This is a genomic window from Metabacillus kandeliae (assembly GCF_021166585.1).
Taxonomy (GTDB): domain Bacteria; phylum Bacillota; class Bacilli; order Bacillales; family Bacillaceae; genus Metabacillus_B; species Metabacillus_B kandeliae.
Genome location: NZ_JAJOZE010000010.1, coordinates 103,521 through 120,755, shown reverse-complemented (window position 1 = coordinate 120,755; position 17,235 = coordinate 103,521). Strand labels below are relative to the sequence as shown.

At 40.7% G+C, this 17,235-nt stretch carries 19 protein-coding genes and 1 pseudogene; 16 read left to right on the top strand and 4 right to left on the bottom strand.

Annotated features, from left to right (window positions below; all coding sequences use genetic code 11):
- The 12 genes and pseudogenes from LRR81_RS17235 to LRR81_RS17180 form a co-directional block, all read left to right on the top strand.
- Positions 1–1,237: pre-toxin TG domain-containing protein (locus LRR81_RS17235; protein ID WP_231790634.1), on the top strand; the 1,237-nt coding region annotated here is incomplete at its 5' end.
- 110 nt (positions 1,238–1,347) lie between these two features.
- Positions 1,348–1,857: an Imm6 family immunity protein gene (locus tag LRR81_RS17230; RefSeq protein ID WP_231790633.1), complete on the top strand. Its 510-nt coding sequence runs from the start codon at positions 1,348–1,350 to the stop codon at positions 1,855–1,857.
- A gap of 516 nt (positions 1,858–2,373) precedes the next feature.
- Entirely contained in the window at positions 2,374–2,757 is a 384-nt protein-coding gene (locus LRR81_RS17225) for a YwqH-like family protein (protein ID WP_231790632.1), read from the top strand.
- 11 nt (positions 2,758–2,768) lie between these two features.
- Positions 2,769–3,044: a DUF5344 family protein gene (locus LRR81_RS17220; RefSeq protein ID WP_231790631.1), complete on the top strand. Its 276-nt coding sequence runs from the start codon at positions 2,769–2,771 to the stop codon at positions 3,042–3,044.
- Positions 3,045–3,068: 24 nt separating this feature from the next.
- On the top strand, positions 3,069–4,631 hold the full coding sequence (locus LRR81_RS17215; protein ID WP_231790630.1) for an LXG domain-containing protein: 1,563 nt from the start codon (positions 3,069–3,071) through the stop codon (positions 4,629–4,631).
- 12 nt (positions 4,632–4,643) lie between these two features.
- Positions 4,644–5,432 carry a hypothetical protein gene (locus tag LRR81_RS17210; RefSeq protein WP_231790629.1) on the top strand — a complete coding sequence of 263 codons (789 nt, stop codon included), beginning with the start codon at positions 4,644–4,646 and terminating at the stop codon, positions 5,430–5,432.
- Between the two features lie 15 nt (positions 5,433–5,447).
- Positions 5,448–5,831 carry a hypothetical protein gene (locus LRR81_RS17205; RefSeq protein ID WP_231790628.1) on the top strand — a complete coding sequence of 128 codons (384 nt, stop codon included), beginning with the start codon at positions 5,448–5,450 and terminating at the stop codon, positions 5,829–5,831.
- A 24-nt stretch (positions 5,832–5,855) separates the two neighbouring features.
- The gene (locus LRR81_RS17200; RefSeq protein ID WP_231790627.1) at positions 5,856–6,800 is read left to right on the top strand and encodes a hypothetical protein; all 945 of its coding nucleotides are present in this window, start codon (positions 5,856–5,858) and stop codon (positions 6,798–6,800) included.
- Positions 6,801–6,819: 19 nt separating this feature from the next.
- Positions 6,820–7,251, top strand: a complete 432-nt coding sequence (locus tag LRR81_RS17195; RefSeq protein ID WP_231790626.1) for a hypothetical protein — start codon at positions 6,820–6,822, stop codon at positions 7,249–7,251.
- A 117-nt stretch (positions 7,252–7,368) separates the two neighbouring features.
- A pseudogene (locus LRR81_RS21450) lies at positions 7,369–7,752 on the top strand (PAS domain-containing protein); the annotation flags it as partial.
- Between the two features lie 45 nt (positions 7,753–7,797).
- Positions 7,798–8,193, top strand: a complete 396-nt coding sequence (locus tag LRR81_RS21445; RefSeq protein WP_408631619.1) for a methyl-accepting chemotaxis protein — start codon at positions 7,798–7,800, stop codon at positions 8,191–8,193.
- 137 nt (positions 8,194–8,330) lie between these two features.
- Complete coding sequence (locus tag LRR81_RS17180) at positions 8,331–8,897, top strand: immunity protein Imm33 domain-containing protein (protein ID WP_231790625.1); 567 nt, start codon at positions 8,331–8,333, stop codon at positions 8,895–8,897.
- Here the strand turns inward: LRR81_RS17180 and LRR81_RS17175 are convergent.
- Both LRR81_RS17175 and LRR81_RS17170 read right to left on the bottom strand, forming a co-directional pair.
- On the bottom strand, positions 8,894–9,664 hold the full coding sequence (locus LRR81_RS17175; protein WP_231790624.1) for an SDR family NAD(P)-dependent oxidoreductase: 771 nt from the start codon (positions 9,662–9,664) through the stop codon (positions 8,894–8,896). The two genes, LRR81_RS17180 and LRR81_RS17175, sit on opposite strands and share 4 nt — an antisense overlap.
- 98 nt (positions 9,665–9,762) lie before the next feature.
- Positions 9,763–10,491, bottom strand: coding sequence for a glycosyltransferase (locus LRR81_RS17170; RefSeq protein WP_408631618.1), 729 nt, complete (start codon positions 10,489–10,491; stop codon positions 9,763–9,765).
- A gap of 246 nt (positions 10,492–10,737) precedes the next feature.
- On the opposite strand from LRR81_RS17170, the gene LRR81_RS17165 reads away from it, so the two are divergent.
- The 3 genes from LRR81_RS17165 (at position 10,738) to hpf (ending at position 13,205) form a co-directional block, all read left to right on the top strand.
- On the top strand, positions 10,738–11,391 hold the full coding sequence (locus LRR81_RS17165) for a bifunctional 2-keto-4-hydroxyglutarate aldolase/2-keto-3-deoxy-6-phosphogluconate aldolase (RefSeq protein ID WP_231790622.1): 654 nt from the start codon (positions 10,738–10,740) through the stop codon (positions 11,389–11,391).
- 110 nt (positions 11,392–11,501) lie between these two features.
- Positions 11,502–11,885, top strand: a complete 384-nt coding sequence (locus LRR81_RS17160) for a hypothetical protein (RefSeq protein WP_231790621.1) — start codon at positions 11,502–11,504, stop codon at positions 11,883–11,885.
- A gap of 726 nt (positions 11,886–12,611) precedes the next feature.
- The gene (gene hpf, locus LRR81_RS17155; RefSeq protein WP_231790620.1) at positions 12,612–13,205 is read left to right on the top strand and encodes a ribosome hibernation-promoting factor, HPF/YfiA family; all 594 of its coding nucleotides are present in this window, start codon (positions 12,612–12,614) and stop codon (positions 13,203–13,205) included.
- A 133-nt stretch (positions 13,206–13,338) separates the two neighbouring features.
- Here hpf and LRR81_RS17150 read toward each other — a convergent pair whose 3' ends face one another.
- The gene (locus tag LRR81_RS17150) at positions 13,339–15,081 is read right to left on the bottom strand and encodes an HD domain-containing phosphohydrolase (RefSeq protein ID WP_231790619.1); all 1,743 of its coding nucleotides are present in this window, start codon (positions 15,079–15,081) and stop codon (positions 13,339–13,341) included.
- Positions 15,082–15,265: 184 nt separating this feature from the next.
- Positions 15,266–15,976: a LytR/AlgR family response regulator transcription factor gene (locus LRR81_RS17145; protein ID WP_231790618.1), complete on the bottom strand. Its 711-nt coding sequence runs from the start codon at positions 15,974–15,976 to the stop codon at positions 15,266–15,268.
- Between the two features lie 240 nt (positions 15,977–16,216).
- Between LRR81_RS17145 and argF the strand changes: the two genes are divergently transcribed.
- Positions 16,217–17,227, top strand: a complete 1,011-nt coding sequence (gene argF, locus LRR81_RS17140) for an ornithine carbamoyltransferase (protein WP_231790617.1) — start codon at positions 16,217–16,219, stop codon at positions 17,225–17,227.
- Positions 17,228–17,235 lie beyond the last annotated feature (8 nt).

Sequence of the window (17,235 nt, the reverse complement as noted above, 5' to 3'; positions counted from 1 at the left end):
CGAAATGTACAAGGTCAACCAGGAAGCGGCCAAACAGACAACGGAATACATCAACGCTAAAAATGAACAGGCTGAAGCAAGACGAGTCGAAAAAGCCATGATCGAAAAAGAAAACCGGCCCTGGTACGAAAAAGGCTGGGACATGGCCTCAGACTTCGTCGGTGAAGTCTCCGGCTACTATGATGCGAAACGCGCAGCGACAGGGGTTGACCCTGTAACAGGCAGAAAACTCAGCGATGCAGAGCGGATCGCAGCCGGCGCCATGGCCGTTGCCGGATTTATTCCGGTCCTCGGCTGGGCAGGCCGCGCTGCTAAAGGCGGCAAGGCGATCTATTCAACCGTAAAAGGAGTCACAGCAGCCTCCAAAACAATGGACGCCTATAAAACGGTTAAGGGCATGGAGATCCTGGGTAAAACTGAAAAAGGCATCTACGGCCTCGTGAGTGCGAATGGCCTGGCGGAAGGTATTACTGGGCGGGACATGTTTGGCAATCAGCTGACGGATGAGCAGCGGAAGAACAGTTTGTTTGCTGGATTGACGATGCTTGGGATTGGCGGTGCTGGGGCGGCGCTGGATAAGTATGGACATCGGATACCGAAGCCGAAGATGCCGTTTAGCTCGGAATACGCTTCAAAAATGAAGGACAAAGCTAATCAGGCGTTGAATCAAGTAAAGAGGCAAGTTGGAAACGTGGATATGCCGGTGTTTGTCAAGCAGCAGCTTGCGACACCGTTTGGGAATGTGACAAATTGGATGGTGGAGAGCCGGAAGTTGAGTGAAGTGGCTCCGCGGATGTTTGAGGTTAATACTAAGAGTAGTAATCTTGGCAAGTCGAATAAAATAAAAATCGGCAAACCTGAAATAAACGATCTTAGAAAACAATGGAATGTTCCAGAAACCGAGACAGTTGCAGTTGGTAAAACAGATATAAAAGGCTTGGATAATTTAACATTCAAAGGTGGTTCACCAAAAGTTAGAAAAGAAGCGGGATTACCTGACCTAGACGAGTTAATGCCAAATAGGAATATAAAAGCACCTGCCAAAAACCCATTATTTACAAGGCACGCAGAAGAAGGGGTTCTGAATGAATTCGATGCTGCAGTTATAAAAGCAAAAATGGATCCGAGTGAGGTAAGAGGTACACTAAGACTACACCAATCTAACCCAGCAGGGGTATGTAGGAAATGTTATCAAGGACTAGGTAATGATAAAGTACTACCAGGTGAGGTGTATTAAAGCAATTAAGTGTAAAATATCCAAATTTAATAATTGAAGTAACTTCTGAGATTGATAAAAGTATTAAAGTAACAGGCAGATGTAAGTATATTGACTAGTTGGAGGATATTATGACTACTGTAAATTTCAATGAGTTATCAGAAGATAATAAAGTAGTGTTTTTTCTTGCTCTTTCAGAAAGAGTGGTCTCAGTATTTTCAAATAGTGAAGACCAAAAAATAGCTATAAACTCTATAGACGAATGCTGGAGATGGTTGGAAGAGAAGAAAAATGATGGTGAAAAACTATACGAGCAATTAGATAATGAAGAAAATGGGATAACTATTTTACAGGAAATGACTGATAATGTAAGAGATGAAGAGGCGTGGAATTGTATTATTGATGCAGTAGCATATACAAGTCGAAAAGCTTATGAAAGGGAAGGAGTTAAGTATTTCCCAGAACCAATTGGATTAGTAGATGACTCCTTGGTAGATCATTTCATTGATTGTTTTGAAAAATGTGTCGATAATTCAAATGAATACATTTCGAAAACTTCCACCTTTCTAGATGCTAACAGAATTGAGGACACCCCATGTAATTTAAGAAAAAATATATTAAGAGAATTACAATTGGTTTAATTTCTTATAGACATACATTATGGAAAACTTTAGACAATGAATACAATAAAAGAAACTCTGAAGAATACTAACAATAAATTTAAATGTTTTAATTAAAGAATAGTTTAAAGCAAAAAAACCAAGAGATCGCTCTCTTGGTTTTTTACTTTAGATTAAGGATCCCAGTTTCTGTTTCAAATCATTCAGTCTGCACCTGCAGCTTTAAGTCGCTGGAGGAAGCAATTTCAGGAGGAATATTAAATACTACTTTAACGCTCATTCACAAGATTTAAAATAGAATGCTTTATTCTCCCTTCATCTCCACATACCTACCTCAATAGCGCTATCCATTCGACAAATTACAACACAAATGAAAAAACAATTTACTAATATGAGTAATTATCAACTTCCAAGAATGTGCTGCTTTTACTAAAATGGTTCGTATTGGTTTTATATACAATAATTAGGTTTTTAGTGTGTCGATTATGGGTAGAAATACATAGGTTTTTCTACGAACAAAAGGAGGAGAAATCAGCGGTGAATGCCTCAGCCCTTCACTTGCAGCTTACTGACCAAATCAGTCAGTTTAATGGTCAGATTCAGGAATACGAGGAGAAGATTCGACGTCTTCAGGATGCTACACGAAATATTGAAGCGGATCAAAAGGACTTTATTCAAAACAAAAAGCTTGCGAAGCAGCCTGAGCTTTCAGGCCAGACATGGAAGGGAAAGCACGCTGATCAGTTTCAGGATATTCGGGAAAAAATGGAGGCGGAATACAAGGAGCTTTCAGGGTCGGATACGAACGACATTTTACAGGAGATCGAAAACAAAATCACTTACTACCAGAACTTAATTAATACCCTTCAAAATAGCATCTCCAGTATAAACGTTCAAATAAGCAATATTAAAGATGAATGAAGAGGTGAAGTATGGAAATCAATCTGATTGAAAGTGAAGTGAAGGAGGCACTGCGAAAGCTTAGTACGACAGTGCACCACCTTCAAACGGATAAACAGCAGCTGAGTTTTTCCCATTCCAAGCTTCAGCTGAAAACAGAAATTGAACAGACGGAGCAAGCTTATTATGAGCTGATGCAAAGTTATAAAGAGATGCTACTGAAAATCTCCGAGGATGCCAGTCAAAAAGTCACTGAATTTGCAGAAAAAGAGAGGAAGTTAGCCACAGCCATGGACTCCAGCAGATGAATGAATTCCAGGAAGGTGTTTTAGATGAAAGTTATTGATGTTTCAGAGGTTTTATCTGCCGTTGATCATTCTTTAACACGGAAAAAAGAAGAAAAGAAACGGGTTTTAGATGTTCGAAATGCACTGAATAATGTTGTTTTCCTAAACAACTCAGCGCTTTCAGGTAAAGGAGGCGATGCCCTTAGGGCGAACTTCCGCGAAATTCATCTCCCGGTTATCATGCTGATCAATCAATTCCTGGATACTTATACAAAGGAATTGGATAAAGTAAAAGACATTATTTCCGAATTTGAATCCCAAAACGGCTTCATACAAGAGGATTTTCTTGTGCACGAAATAAAAAATGGGCTCACCTCCTTTGAAACCGCAGCTAAGTCGATTGCCAGTTCCATCAACAAGGAACTCAGCAGCGTGGACGATCTTGTCAGTGCCTCTTCTCTTTCTTTTGACGAACTTGAAAATTTAATCGGAGATGCCGAAAAGCAGGTAAAGGATACAGCGGATGAGCTGCACAAGACGGATGAGAAAGCCAGCAAGAGCATAAAAGACGTAAACGATGATTTAACCGAAGTCGCGCGGCTTGTCTCGCAGGTGAAGGATTGGGGAAAAGACGGGGTATTTCTCAGTAACGATACGCTAACCAAAATTGAAAAGTATTTTGATAAAAATGAGAAGCTTGCAGAGCTTTTGGATTCAGCCTTATCGCTCTCGATTGAGCAGGGAGACAGCACATTCTTGGGCAACATAGCCGATTACCTTGATAAAGCAAGCAAGATGGTCGGAATAAAAGATGCCGGCAGAGGGGCACTTGCTGCAGTGATTTTGGGGTCTGGCAGGATTGTTTTTGAAGAAAAGGGCAACGGGAAGTATGTGATAAAAGCTGCTGATGCGTGGAAAAAGAAAAACGGCAAATATGGGTCAAAGCTTGCTTCATTAATTCACAGTGCTTTGAAACAAGGAGAAAAGGTTCCACTTTCCTTTATCAGCAACTATTTTGAACAATTTGGAAACTCACCTGCAAGAGTGCTTAAAAAAATTGTAGGTTTCAAGCCGAATACTACAACAAAAAGTTTCTTAACCATTCTCAAGGAGTCTCACCCCTTTCTCGTATTTGATGAAGCAAAAGCTGCTCAATATGGAAAATTTCCGGTTGATGTAGGCAAGACGCTGTCACAATTAAAAGTGTCAGGCTGGAAAGGTGTATTGAAAAGAGTGCCCTATTTAGGTATAGCCGTGTCAGTTGGCACCAATGCCGGTGAATTTATCAGCGATGAGAATAAGTACAAATCAAAAGCAGAAGTAACTGGGAGATTTGCAGCAGGATTGGGAATGGATGCTGGTGTTGCAGGTTTAACAACAGGTGGAGCCTTTATTGGAACAATGGTCTGCCCTGGGGTTGGTACTGTTATTGGGGGTGCAATTGGAGCAGGCATCGGAATTGCTTCTTCAATGGCGCTAGAGGATAAAGTGAAGGAAGCAGGCGGAAAAGCCGGCAAATGGCTCGATGAAAAAGGGAAAGAACTGGGCAAGAAAATGGATGAAGTTGGAAAGGGTTTTCAGCATATGGTGTCGGGATTGTTCCGATAAAGGAGGATGATTATGCAGACTGTAAAGAACAGTATTTCGCTAACAACTGAAGAACTGGCGGCAGTGTTCGCTTTATGCGGTTTTGAAGACATAGCGTCTGATGTATTTAATAGTAAAGAGATACCCGAGGATCGGGATGTACTGAGTGATTATGCAGAGAATCTTGAAGTTTCATTAAAAATGAAGGGATTCTGGGATGATGAGAGAGAATCATCTGTTCCGGAAGGACTTGAAAATCTTATCACCTTAATTGCTCACTCAAAGAAAAAGGTTCGGTTTGTGAGCGGACCGGAAGTGCTTTTCATCCATCACGCCCGTATGAACGAGGCCATTATTCAGTATATCAGTGAAGGCACCCACCACTTCCATATGGTTTCTCTTGATGAGGAATTAAAGTCTGAACTGATCGATTTCTTACACATCCGCACAGGTGAGACCCTTACAGAGCATCAGTTAGATCAGCTGCTATTGACTGAAGAGCTCTACAATCAGCTTCACTTCTTGAGCGAGGAAACCCATGAGCAAATTCTTCAATCAGATGCACCAGCCTCTCTCAAAAGTTTTTTAAAAGACTTTAAAAACAATCAATATGAGTTTGACAACCTATCCTTACTTGATTCAAGCTTTGAAAACAAAGAATTGAATGTGACTTCTGTCATGTTTTACGTCATAGAGAATGGATATGTTTGGTGGTTGGATTATAATAAAGTGGAACAGGATGAAATCTACATTTTACCCATTAGTATAGAAGAGTTTATGGTTGCCGTAATGGATACAGTCAATCACTATTTAAACCTGTAATGTCGGGAGGTTCTTATGGTAAAAGAAAGAGTATTCGGATATGGAATTGGAATTTTTTTCTTAACACTTGTCAGTCTAACAATGAACAATATCGGTATTCCATATCCAAGCTCAACTCTGCTGCTTCTATTATTTATCAACTCAATCTTCGCTTTTTTCTCAATCCTCATAGCTAAACCTATTTTGCATTTATATGAGTCGAATGTTTTTGAAAACAAGCGAACAACAGCACACTATTTATTTCAATTCCTGGCCATTGCTTTCTCAGCCCTCAATTATTATGTCACCAATATCATTTATAGGCTGCCTCTTTACTTAAGAATTCCTTTGCATATCCTTTTCTATCTCCTGCTTTTATGGCAGCTGTTTTTGGCAAGCGGATTGTATATGTTTAGTTAGCAAACAGGAGAGGAGGAGTTAAATATGGAGCAGCAAAGAACATATTCTATAGATGAAGTCATAAAAGTGTGTCACCTTTTAAATTTACATAACCTTTCCAAAAGCTATGCCTTTGAAAATGAAATAAGCCGCAAAGATCTCAACCGCATGGCAAAGGATTCAGACGGCATTTATTCAGGGGACGAGTACAAAGAACTAAGAGACTATTTGGAACAAATCTATCAGTGTGAGTACCGGTTGAGATTTGACCAGCCAGTTCATTCCTGCCGCATCTTTTTTCAATCTTTTCGGCATAAAAAGTACATTTGCGAAAAGGTTCAAAATAATAGGTACTCCTTTTCAATCAAGCAGACGAATCTTAACATTTCCAGAGAATGGAGCGCGTTTTATCATCTCGATGAAACCTCTAATGTGAATAATTTGAAAGTGAATGCAAAGGTCAGTACAGCCTATTACAATGGCATTCATCTCATGCCGGAATGGGATTACGCTGAAATGGTGCGGGATCCAAAATTATCCGGCGAGAACCAATTGTTTCTGAAGGACTTTTGGGCGAATCAAAGACAGGTCAACCCCGTTATGCTAAGCAAAACCAGTGATTTGCAGCATAGCTTGTATGGAACAGCTTTTATCCCTTCCGGAGAACAACTGTGGATCATCGAGATGGAAAAACCAGATGTCTTATTTTTAAGTTCACCTGTTCGCGGATATATCGACATGATTCAATCTGATGTAAAATCTATTGTCAACCATTCCGGGAAACAAAAAAACGAAGCCAAATTTGGACCCTTGGCTTTTTTAAAATACAGCAGCTTGGTCCTGCTTGGAATTGTCGTGCTGTTCACCATCAATGTTGGGCAATGGCAGGAATATCGCTGGTTCATGATGCTTTTATTTTGGCTTCAATTCCAAATTTTCATCGGAATTTTAGCCTTTATCATAAAAAAATTCCCGAATCAAAAGCATTAAATGATAGGAGCAGAAAAACATGTCCTTTTTTAAAGAGTTAATGAATCTTAAAAATAATACCAACAAAGAAACCATGGATAATCTTCGCACGAAGGAACGGGACTATTCCTTACAGAAAAAAGTTTATGACCAGCTGATTCCCTATATGGAAGCCCAATATGCCCTTTGCCAAGAGGAATATCAATTTGGAAAATGGCTTAGAGACTGGAAAAATGACGAGAACGGCAGCTATCGGTTCCTTTATGAGCATTTAACAAAGCAGGATTTTATCGATGCGCAAAACAGCGATGATGAGGTTTTGGACCAATTAAAAGAAGATGTTGATTTTTATGCGTTTATGGAAAAGACCCAGATTCCAAGTGAAGTGCATACTTGGGATGAAACAGCTCAGAAAGGCTACGTGCTCCTAACGGAGGAACTTCTTGAGTATATTAGACAGGCTTTGAGATAGGGTGGGCAGAAAGAAACGTTTCCAAAGTGGAAAAAATTTATTTTTTTAAAAAGGGGAATCAGCATCTTTAGAGAATTAAGTAGGTTCAAAGAACTAATTTAATTCTAAGGAGATCAAATGAACTTTTCAATTCCTATAGCTAGCACACAAGTTTTGGATCCAATTTCACTCTTATCAGCACTTGAAACGAACCTAGCCATGATTGAATTTAATTTAGATAGAAAAGTAATATGGGTAAATGAAAATTTTGCCGCTGCAATGGGCTATGCTCCCCAAGAAATGACAGGAATGGATCATAAACAATTTTGCAGCAAGGAGTATGGCAGCAGCTTGGAATACCAGGAATTATGGAATAATCTTAGAAAAGGCAAAAAGTTTCAAGAGAAAATAGAAAGAGTCAGCAAGCAGGGCAGCCATTTATGGCTTGAAGCTACTTATATTCCAGTCCTTGATGAGCAAGGAAAAGTAAATGCCGTACTAAAAATAGCGACTGACATTACTGACCGTGAAAGTTTGACGCTCGGGATCATCAGCAAATTAAAGGGTATGCCTAGCGAATTGGTTGAAATGGTGATGACAAATTCTGCTGAGAAAATGGAAGCAGTGAAAGCATTAGCAAACCAGATAAACCTAATAGATGAAACATCTAAATTGATAAAGAACATTTCTGCACAGACAAATTTATTGGCTTTAAACGCTGCAATCGAAGCTGCCCGGGCGGGAGAACATGGCCGGGGCTTTAATGTTGTGGCGCAAGAGGTGCGGAAATTGTCAGGAAATGCAGATGAGGCGATCAAAAAGGTAACTTCAAATATTCAGCACATTGGTATTGAGCTTTCTAAAGTGAACAAAATTACTAACGAGCTGCAGGCAATCGTGGAGAATACGAAAAATAAATTTGAAGTGACGATCAAAGAATTTGAGAGCATGCAATTGAAGTAATTATTTCTGAAAAAACCAAGAGAATAATTTCTTGGTTTTTTTGCATTCTATATTGACTACGAGAGCTTCAATTCTGCTGAAAGGGGTGTTTCCTGCTATAATCTATATGAAAATGCATTAAAAGGAGCCCCGCCAACATGAAAACCCTCACCAAAATCATCAACAGCCAGCGCTTCATCGCCAAAACCGACGCCACCCTCGAATTTCAGGCACAGCGGCTTTTAACCCACATCAGCCAGGTCAATTCCTATAAGCTCAGAGACAAGTTCGCGATCCGGATGGGCTGGTCCAATTACATTCTTTCCGAGCAAAGGGACGGTTTTCATATCCTCGTGCCTGACTATAAGCGCATTCCATTCAAGCATACCTCTGAAGATCTCACGATTGCCCTATGGGTGCAGTGGGAGCAGGAATCATTACTGAGAAAGCTTGGAGTAGAGGGAGAGGCAGCTTTTTTCACTGATCAGATTATTGCGGCTAAAGGGGCTCTTGAGCAGGATGAGATATGGCTTGAAAAAAAGATAAACACTGAAAAAGCCCCCTATTGGGTCATAGGGAGCCGTCATTGTGACGCGCAGGAAACGCATTCTTTTTTTGCTTATGAATTGCTTAAAAAGAGGCCTTATCTGCTTCAGATTTTGCCGCTGCCTGTGGGGTCTATTGTACAAATCGAAGGTGAAAATATTGCTTCCATCACTCTTTAAAGCGCGGACATCCCTCCGTCAATGCGGTAAGCTCCACCGGTAATGTAGCCTGCTTTTTCAGATGCGAGGAACAGGACGAGCTGGGCGATTTCGCTGGCTTCGCCGTAACGGTTCATCGGGATTCCTTTTTCGAATTCTTTTTTGGCTCCTTCGGCATTGTCTTCTGATACACCTGCTTCGATGGATCTCATCATTCTTGTGTTAACGGGAGCGGGGCAAACGGCGTTAACTCTTACTCCATAGTCAGCGCTTTCCAGCGCCGCGGTTTTGGAGAGGCCAAGTACGGCGTGCTTGGATGTGACATACGACGCGAGTCCCGGGGATCCGCCGAATCCTGCCACAGACGCTGTGTTGACGATGGTACCTGATTTTTGGTCTTTCATGACCTTCAGCACGTGTTTTAAGCCGGCGAATACACCCCGGACATTTACGCCGAGCACTTGATCCAGCACACTAATGTCGGTATCAGTGATATAGCCGATTTTCCCCTCAATTCCTGCATTGTTGAAAAACACATCAATCTTCCCGAACTTTTGAACGGCTGAATCAACGTAATGTTTAACATCTTCTTCTTTGCTCACATCCGCCGCAACCGTGAGGCAGCTGCCCCCGTCCAAGTTCAGTTCACTCACCGTCTTATTTAAGCTATCTTCCTGCAAATCCACTAGGACAAGCTTTGCTCCCTGTTCTGCGAAGGCCTTTGCTGTTTCTTTTCCGATACCGCCTGCTGCTCCTGTGATCAGCACAACTTTTCCGTCGAAATCCATGCTTTCTCCTCCAATTATTGAAATTAGGGTAATTCTACTAGTTTTTTTCCCTGTTAGTGGAGGAGAAAACCCTTTCAATTGGTAGACAAGGTCATTATTTATTCTTCTCTTTCAAACCCATAATAAAGCTCTTCCGCATACTCTTCATCCTTCTCCCGCAAAAAAGCCCTAATGATGCCGGGCCGCTTCAGCAGCACCCAGTCCCCTAGCTTATCAAATTTGCGGCTTGATGTGACCATGCCGAGCGGAATGGTGCCGTATACTTTCCTGTTCTTGATTCCCCAGATGGCAAGGCGTTTGGCAAAATCGCAGTCTTCTGCCATTAGAATGCTTTCGTCAAAGCCGCCAATTGTGTCGAAGTCCTTTTTATAGCACCAGAAAATACCCACTGAGATTGGGCCGTGTTTCAATAGGATGGGAACGGAGAGCACCCCGACAGAGGCCATAATGCCAACTGACATGCGGTCGAACACGCCATTTGTTCCGCCGCCGATAAAGAGACCTGAGGAAAGACACCGTTCTGCCCGTTTTAGGAAGTTTGGCGTCATGCAGGTGTCAGCATCAATGGTAACCAGGATCTCACCTTTTGCAAGCTTTGCTCCGGCATTGCGGATTTTGGATAAATTTTTGTCTTCATTTTTTACTGTAAGACAGCCGTAAGCTTTGGCAATCGCCTCTGTTCTGTCTGTACAGCGGTTAAGGACAACGATGATTTCTACTTGTCCTGGGTATGGCGAAGAAGCTTCTTTGATTGATTGCAGGCATTTTGGAAGATACTTTTCTTCATTATGGGCTGGAATAACAATAGAAAATTTTGTTTTTGTCATATTGATCCACTCCATGTTCATTCTTTCCTATAGAGTATGGCGTTTTGCTTAAAATGCTTGTACATCCTGCATAGTGAGCAGCCAACTGTTCAATATTAAAAAGTTGAGCTTAGGTAAGAATCTGCTCTCGCTTTGAAGGAAATCGGAGGGGAAAGACCTTAATCAGGTCTATTTTTTGTTTCAAAACTAAACCGGTTTAGTTATAATGCAGGTAAGCGTTTAAATCGACAGCAAAGGGTGAGGAACATGCTTCAGAAATATACTATTTTAACAAGACTGCAGGGACAGATTATTGCGGTTATACGGGGAAAAAGCGGCCAGGAAGCGATTGAGACCGCTGAAGCCTGCATCAGAGGGGGCATCACATGCATTGAAATTACGTTCACAACACCTGATGCCCTGGAAGCAATCAAACAGCTCAGCAGGCAGTATAATGAGGGAGAAGCTGTAATAGGGGCCGGCACGGTTCTGGATGCTGAAACTGCCAGAATGGCGATCATGAGCGGTGCGGAATATGTAGTGAGTCCTCATTTTGACGGCGAAATCAGCCGGATATGCAATCGGTACAGCATTCCTTATTTGCCTGGATGCTCTTCCGTAACTGATATAGTGGAGGCGCTTGCAAGCGGGGTAGATGTGGTAAAGGCATTTCCAGGAGGAAATCTCGGGCCATCATTTATTAAAAGTGTAAAAGGTCCGCTGCCTCATGCCAATTTGATGCCGTCAGGCGGTGTAAGCTACGATAACATATTGGATTGGTTTGAAGCAGGAAGCTTTGCGGTCGGTGTTGGAAGCGAGCTGACAAAGGGGATTCAAAAAGGGGAATACCTCCTCATAGAAAAGCGGGCAAAGGAATATGCTGATAAAGTGAAGCAGGCAGGGGCTGCCAGTACGATCTGAAAAAACTTGCGGTTTTCCGCAAGTTTTTTTGCGGCATCTACTGTAAAAATTTGTTTCTCAACCGATAAAACAAGTAGAACATCTATCTGAGGAGAAACTGGTGAAAAGCCATGCAATCAACTGATCATCACTATCAGCTTTATTTTTATTACTTCTATATGCTAGAAACTTTAGATGAAAGCTTTGATTTTGTGCTGGAAGGCTACCAGAATCATGAGTATGAGGAAACAGAGAAAATTTTCTCGCAGATTATGGAAACATTTTATGACATTGATTCATCTCAATCTGCTATTTTACAGGCAAGTGAGAAGGACGAGGATTTAGTATCAGAGATTTTAAAATTTGACTCCGTGATCTTTGAACTGGAAAAGCTTGATGCCGTTCAGGAGTATCCATTTGCGTCTGAAAGGTATATCCGCAATGATCTGGCTCCTGCTTTTAAAGCATGGAAGGAAGCTGTTCAAACAAGAATGCAGCGTTATATTTTACAGTAATAAGCCGGCTAAAGCCGGTTTTTTTATGGGAAAATTTGCTTTTTAAGAGCGTGCCGCGCTTATCTCAGTCTCTATTGAAATGGAAGCTCACACAGAAGATGAACAAACTGCCATTTTGCAAAGGTAAACTCATTTTTAGAAACTGCCGCTGCACCATATTCCCGAAACTCCGCAAGATATTGCCGAATGGTGGAGAGAAATTCCCGAAACCGGCATTAATATTCCCGAAACCAGTTTTAAGAGAGCACCATGCTGATCTCAGCCTCTATATGAAAGGAAAGGTCACACAAAGATGAACAAATTGCTATTTTGAAAAGGGAAAACTCAATTTTAGATACTGGCGCTGGACCATATTCCCGAAACTCCGCAACATATTCCCGAATGGCAGAGAGAAATTCCCGAAACCGGCATTTATTCTCCCGAACCACCGCATTATATTCCCAAATGCCATTTTGAAGGATCATTAAGCTAATCTAGAGTACCAAATTTTCTTTATTCTTCAATCGACTGTTTGCAAAATTGCTCAAAATTCCTTTCTATGCGCAAATCGCCTAATTAAGACATAGCCGAAAAAATATCCGAAAAGTTTCCCGGGAAATGTCGGTTTCGACACGATTCTTTACAAATTAACAAAATTTTCACTTTTTATTTACGTTTGGGCAGGAATTTAAACGGGGAATAGAGAAATAAGTTTACATATCCTTTACAAAGTAAGGAGGAGTTCTGATGAGATATAACATCAGAGGTGAAAACATTGAGGTAACTCCAGCATTGCGAGATTATGTGGAAAAGAAAATTGACAAACTGGAAAGGTACTTTCAGGAATCAATCAACGCAGAGTGCCATGTGAATCTCAAATACTACAATGACATGGATTCCAAAATCGAAGTGACCATTCCAATGAGTCATCTCGTCCTTCGCGGTGAAGAGCACAATGGGGATATGTATGCGGCAATTGATCTTGTGACAAACAAGCTTGAACGCCAGATCCGCAAGCATAAAACAAAGGTGAACCGCAAGTTCCGCGAGCAGCAGGGGAACACAGCGAAATTTGCTTTTACAAATGGGGAAGCACTATCTTCAGAGCCTGTATCCACAACCGTACTTGAAGATGATGTCGAGGAAATGCTCGATGAAAGCGCAGAAGTGGTGCGCGTGAAACGCTTTAATTTAAAACCAATGGACAGTGAAGAAGCAATCCTACAAATGAATATGCTTGGCCACAGCTTCTTCGTCTTTACAAATGCTGAAACAAACCGAACCAATGTGGTGTACAAACGAAAAGACGGAAAATACGGCATTATTGAGCCGAATGAATAAATCGTAATAAGGAGGGCGCTGAGAATTCAGCGCCCTCCTTATTACATCTAGAGCTGCAAATGATTGTCCCTTACAAGAATATTGAACAAGTAAAATAAGCAGCCAGGTTGTCTTGAAGAAAAAAAGAGGATTGCTAATTGTGTTTCCTGCTATTGAACCCCGATCCGTTGACCTGTACACGGTGCATTATAGAGAGCTTTTCCAGCATCTCCTGTGAGCTGCCAGCAATTAAATCAGCATCTAACTTGGAGAGTAACTCCTTGCAATTTTCAAGAAACTCATAGATAACTAGAATGACTAAATCAGGCTTTAATAGTTTTAAGGAGTCAATCAGGTTGCTGATCTCTTCTATATACACAGGGCTGGTAATGGAAAAGCAAATATATTTTGTTGAGCAAGATTGCAAAATTTTAAGCATTTGCCTGACGGATGATCCTTCGTATCTGACAGTCTCCCAGCCATTAATCATAAGATAATCATTAATTAATTTAGAAGGGAACATTAAATCCTCTCCAATTGGAGTGGCAATCAGCACCTTTTCAAAAGTTTGCAGAGTGGACACATAGCTGGAAAGCTTAAAATTCATTAATGTGCATACAGTATCATCAGCCAAAAAAACATTAGTAGAAGTAACAATTTGCTGTTCTTTTAAATGAATGACCTGCTTCATGGCGCTTGCAAAAATGCCGTAATAGATCTCCTCAGCTCTTTTCCCATCTGTAAGCTGTTCGAAAATGTATAAGGCGCCCTCTTTGTTTCCTATTAGTAAATGATTAATAAAACTTTTCCAAAGTAGTTTTTTTTCGGTTTTGCCATTCGTGTTATCAAAATGGATTGCTCTTTTTATATTTAGGGATAAATTTGATGGTATTTCAATTTCCTGGAGGGTTCCTTTTTCTTCTATTACCGCCAAAAAAGGAAGGCCGGAACTGTGATCGATTACGTTGCCTATTCTTCCATCTGAGAGCTCCACAAGGCTGCCAACAGGGTAAATATGCAGCATGTTCATAAATTGACCTAAAAGGGAGCCATCATATTTCTCATTTTCACTTATAAAAATTTCAAGAGCCTGCAGAGCTGGCATTGGTTCCCGATAAGATCTCATTAATGTGAGGGCAGAATAGACATCAACAATCATCAGTGCTTTTATATAGAGATTAATATATTCCGAAGTAACGCCTGCCGGATAACCGCTGCCATCAAGCCTCTCATGATGATTCATTGCAAAATCAGCGAAAAGAGCAGTGTCTTTATTGCTCATAAGCAGCTTGCTGCCGATAGTGGTATGTTCTTTCATCAGTTCAAATTCAGCAATTGTGAGTTTCCCTTTTTTGGTCAAAATTTGCTCTGGGATTTCTGCTTTCCCAATGTCATGGAGCAGTGCGGCTTTTCCGAAAAAGTGAGTCTCTTTTACTTTCATTGATTGAGCAAATAAAGTATACAGAATAAATACATCTACCGAATGGAGAAAGCTGTGATAATCCTTCTGCTTTAACTCCATCATTTTAGTATAAATCACCTGGTTTGACATCGCTTCAAAAAAAATCTCCCCCAGTTCTTCAATTTTTTCCTCATCGTTCAAAGAATAGCCATACCGTTTTTCATCTGCAATCGCAAGCAGTGTATCTAAATATAAGGTTTGTATCAATAATTCTTCTGAACTCAGATTTTTTTCCAATATTTTTTCCTTTAGCCTGCTAATGGATGGAAGGGGTGAAAAAGGCTTTTTTGGAATGGAATAAATGCCCCATTTATTCAGCCTGCTCTTTAACTGGGTATCAATGATTGTGCCTTGTTTTAAAATCAGCCTGCCATCATGCAAAAGATCTCTTTCAAGCTGATCCCCGATAAATATTTTTTTCTGATTTTCATTCATGGTATCCCCTCCAATCTGGTAAAAACTACCTAGATACATCTTATTTATCTATTAGAGGCTTTGTCGAGGGCAGCCAGGCCATTTAAGGATTAAAATCAACCCATTTCATGATAAAAATCCCTCCTATGAGGAAGGATTTTATAGTTTTTGAATACAAATTGATCATTCGACAAATTTTTATAGTTTAAAGGAATTGAGTAAGTTTTTCGTGAAATTCAGTCAAACGCAGTTTAGAAATATGTGCATATTTCTTTGAATTTAAGAAATAGGCCAAATAAGTTGAGTGCTTAGGAGTTATATGTGAAATCATGCGAAGATTAACAATATAGGAACGGTGCGTCTGGAAAAAAGAATTATCCAGCTGATTTCCAAGAGCACTAATATTCTCATAAGTTTCATATGAAGCTTTCCTCGTATAAACAATACTTTTTTTCCCACTCTTCTCAATAAAAATAATCTCTTTTAGTGGAACGTAATAAAGCGAGCCATTAAATTTTAATTGCAGCCGTTTATTTTGTTCTTCCGCCTTTAACGGAAATAGCTGCTCTTTTGCAAGCAGAAGAGCTTTATAAAGCCGCGCAGGCTTAAAGGGCTTTAAAATATAATCAACTGCTGCTAAATCAAAAGCCTCAAGAGCATATTGATCAAATCCAGTAATGAAAATGCACTTAATATTGGGAAGTAACATTTGGCATTCCCGAATGACATCTATGCCATTTAGCTCAGGCATCCGTATATCCGTCAGAATTAAATCAGGATTCAAAAGTATTGCTTGTTCTTTCAGCTCTTTTCCATTACTGCATTTCCCAATAACGTGAAAACCAGTTACTTGGCTAATACAGTAATCTAAAACTTTTAGAGACTCCTTATTATCATCAGCTATTAATACATTCATTTTTCCACCTTCTCTCCTAACCAATAATTACCCAATAATTTTTTTGGATCATATTCCCCATTTTTCGAAAAAGAAACCAGAATCAAAAGTCCTTTGTTAAGAAATTATTGAATTACAAGCAAATCAAGAAGAATTGCTAGGTTTTCCATTTAAGGGTTAGCCAAAATAGCTGACGGGTATTTCCTATAGTAGATGAATGAAGCGTGCAGCAAAAATCAACAGAAAAGGGGAGAAAATCCGATGCAATCCACGACGAGAAAGATCAACCTGAAGGGCAAAAGCTTGCTGACACTGGCTGATTATACACCTGATGAAGTCCGTTATTTGCTGGACTATGCCGCAGAATTAAAGGCGCTGAAAAAAGACGGCAGGCCTCACCGCTGGTTTGAGGGCAAAAATGTGGCCCTGCTTTTTGAAAAAGGATCAACAAGGACAAGGTGCGCCTTTGCGGTGGCCTGCTCGGATCTTGGCATTCATACGGAGTTTTTGGGGAAAAGCGACCTGCATTTAGGAAAGAAAGAGTCTGTTGAAGATACGGCAAAGGTGCTTGGACGGATGTTTGACGGTATTGAATTTCGAGGCTATGAGCAGGAGTCTGCCAAAGCTCTGGCAGAGTATTCAGGTGTTCCTGTCTGGAACGGCCTGACAGATGAATACCACCCTACACAGGTCCTGGCTGATTTTTTAACCATTAAGGAAAGCACAGGGACTCTGAAAGGAAAAAAGCTTGTTTATGCGGGAGACGGAAGGAACAATGTGGCCAACAGCCTGATGATTGGTGCGGCAAAGACAGGAATGGATCTTTGCATCTGTGCTCCAAAAGAATTGTTTCCAGAGCAGGAAAAGCTGAAAAAAGCCCAGGAAATGGCACAGCATACCGAAGGCAGCATTACGGTTAGTGAGCATTTTGAAGAAGTGCTGAAAGGAGCTTCTGCCGTCTACACGGATGTTTGGGTGTCGATGGGGGAAGAGGATCAGTTTGAGAAGCGGATCAATCTGCTGAAGCCTTACCAGATTACAATGGATGTTATGAGGAAAACAAGGAACGAGGATGTGCTGTTTATGCATTGCCTCCCTGCTTTTCATAATCTTGAGACGGAAACAGCTAAGGAAGTGCATGAAAAGTTCGGACTGGAAGAAATGGAAGTTACAGATGAAGTGTTTCGAAGCAAGCATTCCTGCGTATTTGATCAGGCAGAAAACCGGCTGCATACGATAAAAGCACTCATAGCAGCTACTTTGGAAAAGTAGGAGGATGG

What these genes read in the sequence shown, in the direction of transcription:
- LRR81_RS17170 (WP_408631618.1), bottom strand. Translation starts at nt 10,491, where the DNA reads ATGACAAAAACAAAATTTTCTATTGTTATTCCAGCCCATAATGAAGAA.
- LRR81_RS17145 (WP_231790618.1), bottom strand. Translation starts at nt 15,976, where the DNA reads ATGAATGTATTAATAGCTGATGATAATAAGGAGTCTCTAAAAGTTTTA.
- LRR81_RS17230 (WP_231790633.1), top strand. Translation starts at nt 1,348, where the DNA reads ATGACTACTGTAAATTTCAATGAGTTATCAGAAGATAATAAAGTAGTG.
- LRR81_RS21445 (WP_408631619.1), top strand. Translation starts at nt 7,798, where the DNA reads ATGCCTAGCGAATTGGTTGAAATGGTGATGACAAATTCTGCTGAGAAA.
- LRR81_RS17175 (WP_231790624.1), bottom strand. Translation starts at nt 9,664, where the DNA reads ATGGATTTCGACGGAAAAGTTGTGCTGATCACAGGAGCAGCAGGCGGT.
- LRR81_RS17150 (WP_231790619.1), bottom strand. Translation starts at nt 15,081, where the DNA reads ATGAATGAAAATCAGAAAAAAATATTTATCGGGGATCAGCTTGAAAGA.
- hpf (WP_231790620.1), top strand. Translation starts at nt 12,612, where the DNA reads ATGAGATATAACATCAGAGGTGAAAACATTGAGGTAACTCCAGCATTG.
- LRR81_RS17195 (WP_231790626.1), top strand. Translation starts at nt 6,820, where the DNA reads ATGTCCTTTTTTAAAGAGTTAATGAATCTTAAAAATAATACCAACAAA.
- LRR81_RS17200 (WP_231790627.1), top strand. Translation starts at nt 5,856, where the DNA reads ATGGAGCAGCAAAGAACATATTCTATAGATGAAGTCATAAAAGTGTGT.
- LRR81_RS17165 (WP_231790622.1), top strand. Translation starts at nt 10,738, where the DNA reads ATGCTTCAGAAATATACTATTTTAACAAGACTGCAGGGACAGATTATT.
- LRR81_RS17215 (WP_231790630.1), top strand. Translation starts at nt 3,069, where the DNA reads ATGAAAGTTATTGATGTTTCAGAGGTTTTATCTGCCGTTGATCATTCT.
- LRR81_RS17160 (WP_231790621.1), top strand. Translation starts at nt 11,502, where the DNA reads ATGCAATCAACTGATCATCACTATCAGCTTTATTTTTATTACTTCTAT.
- LRR81_RS17220 (WP_231790631.1), top strand. Translation starts at nt 2,769, where the DNA reads ATGGAAATCAATCTGATTGAAAGTGAAGTGAAGGAGGCACTGCGAAAG.
- LRR81_RS17205 (WP_231790628.1), top strand. Translation starts at nt 5,448, where the DNA reads ATGGTAAAAGAAAGAGTATTCGGATATGGAATTGGAATTTTTTTCTTA.
- LRR81_RS17210 (WP_231790629.1), top strand. Translation starts at nt 4,644, where the DNA reads ATGCAGACTGTAAAGAACAGTATTTCGCTAACAACTGAAGAACTGGCG.
- LRR81_RS17180 (WP_231790625.1), top strand. Translation starts at nt 8,331, where the DNA reads ATGAAAACCCTCACCAAAATCATCAACAGCCAGCGCTTCATCGCCAAA.
- argF (WP_231790617.1), top strand. Translation starts at nt 16,217, where the DNA reads ATGCAATCCACGACGAGAAAGATCAACCTGAAGGGCAAAAGCTTGCTG.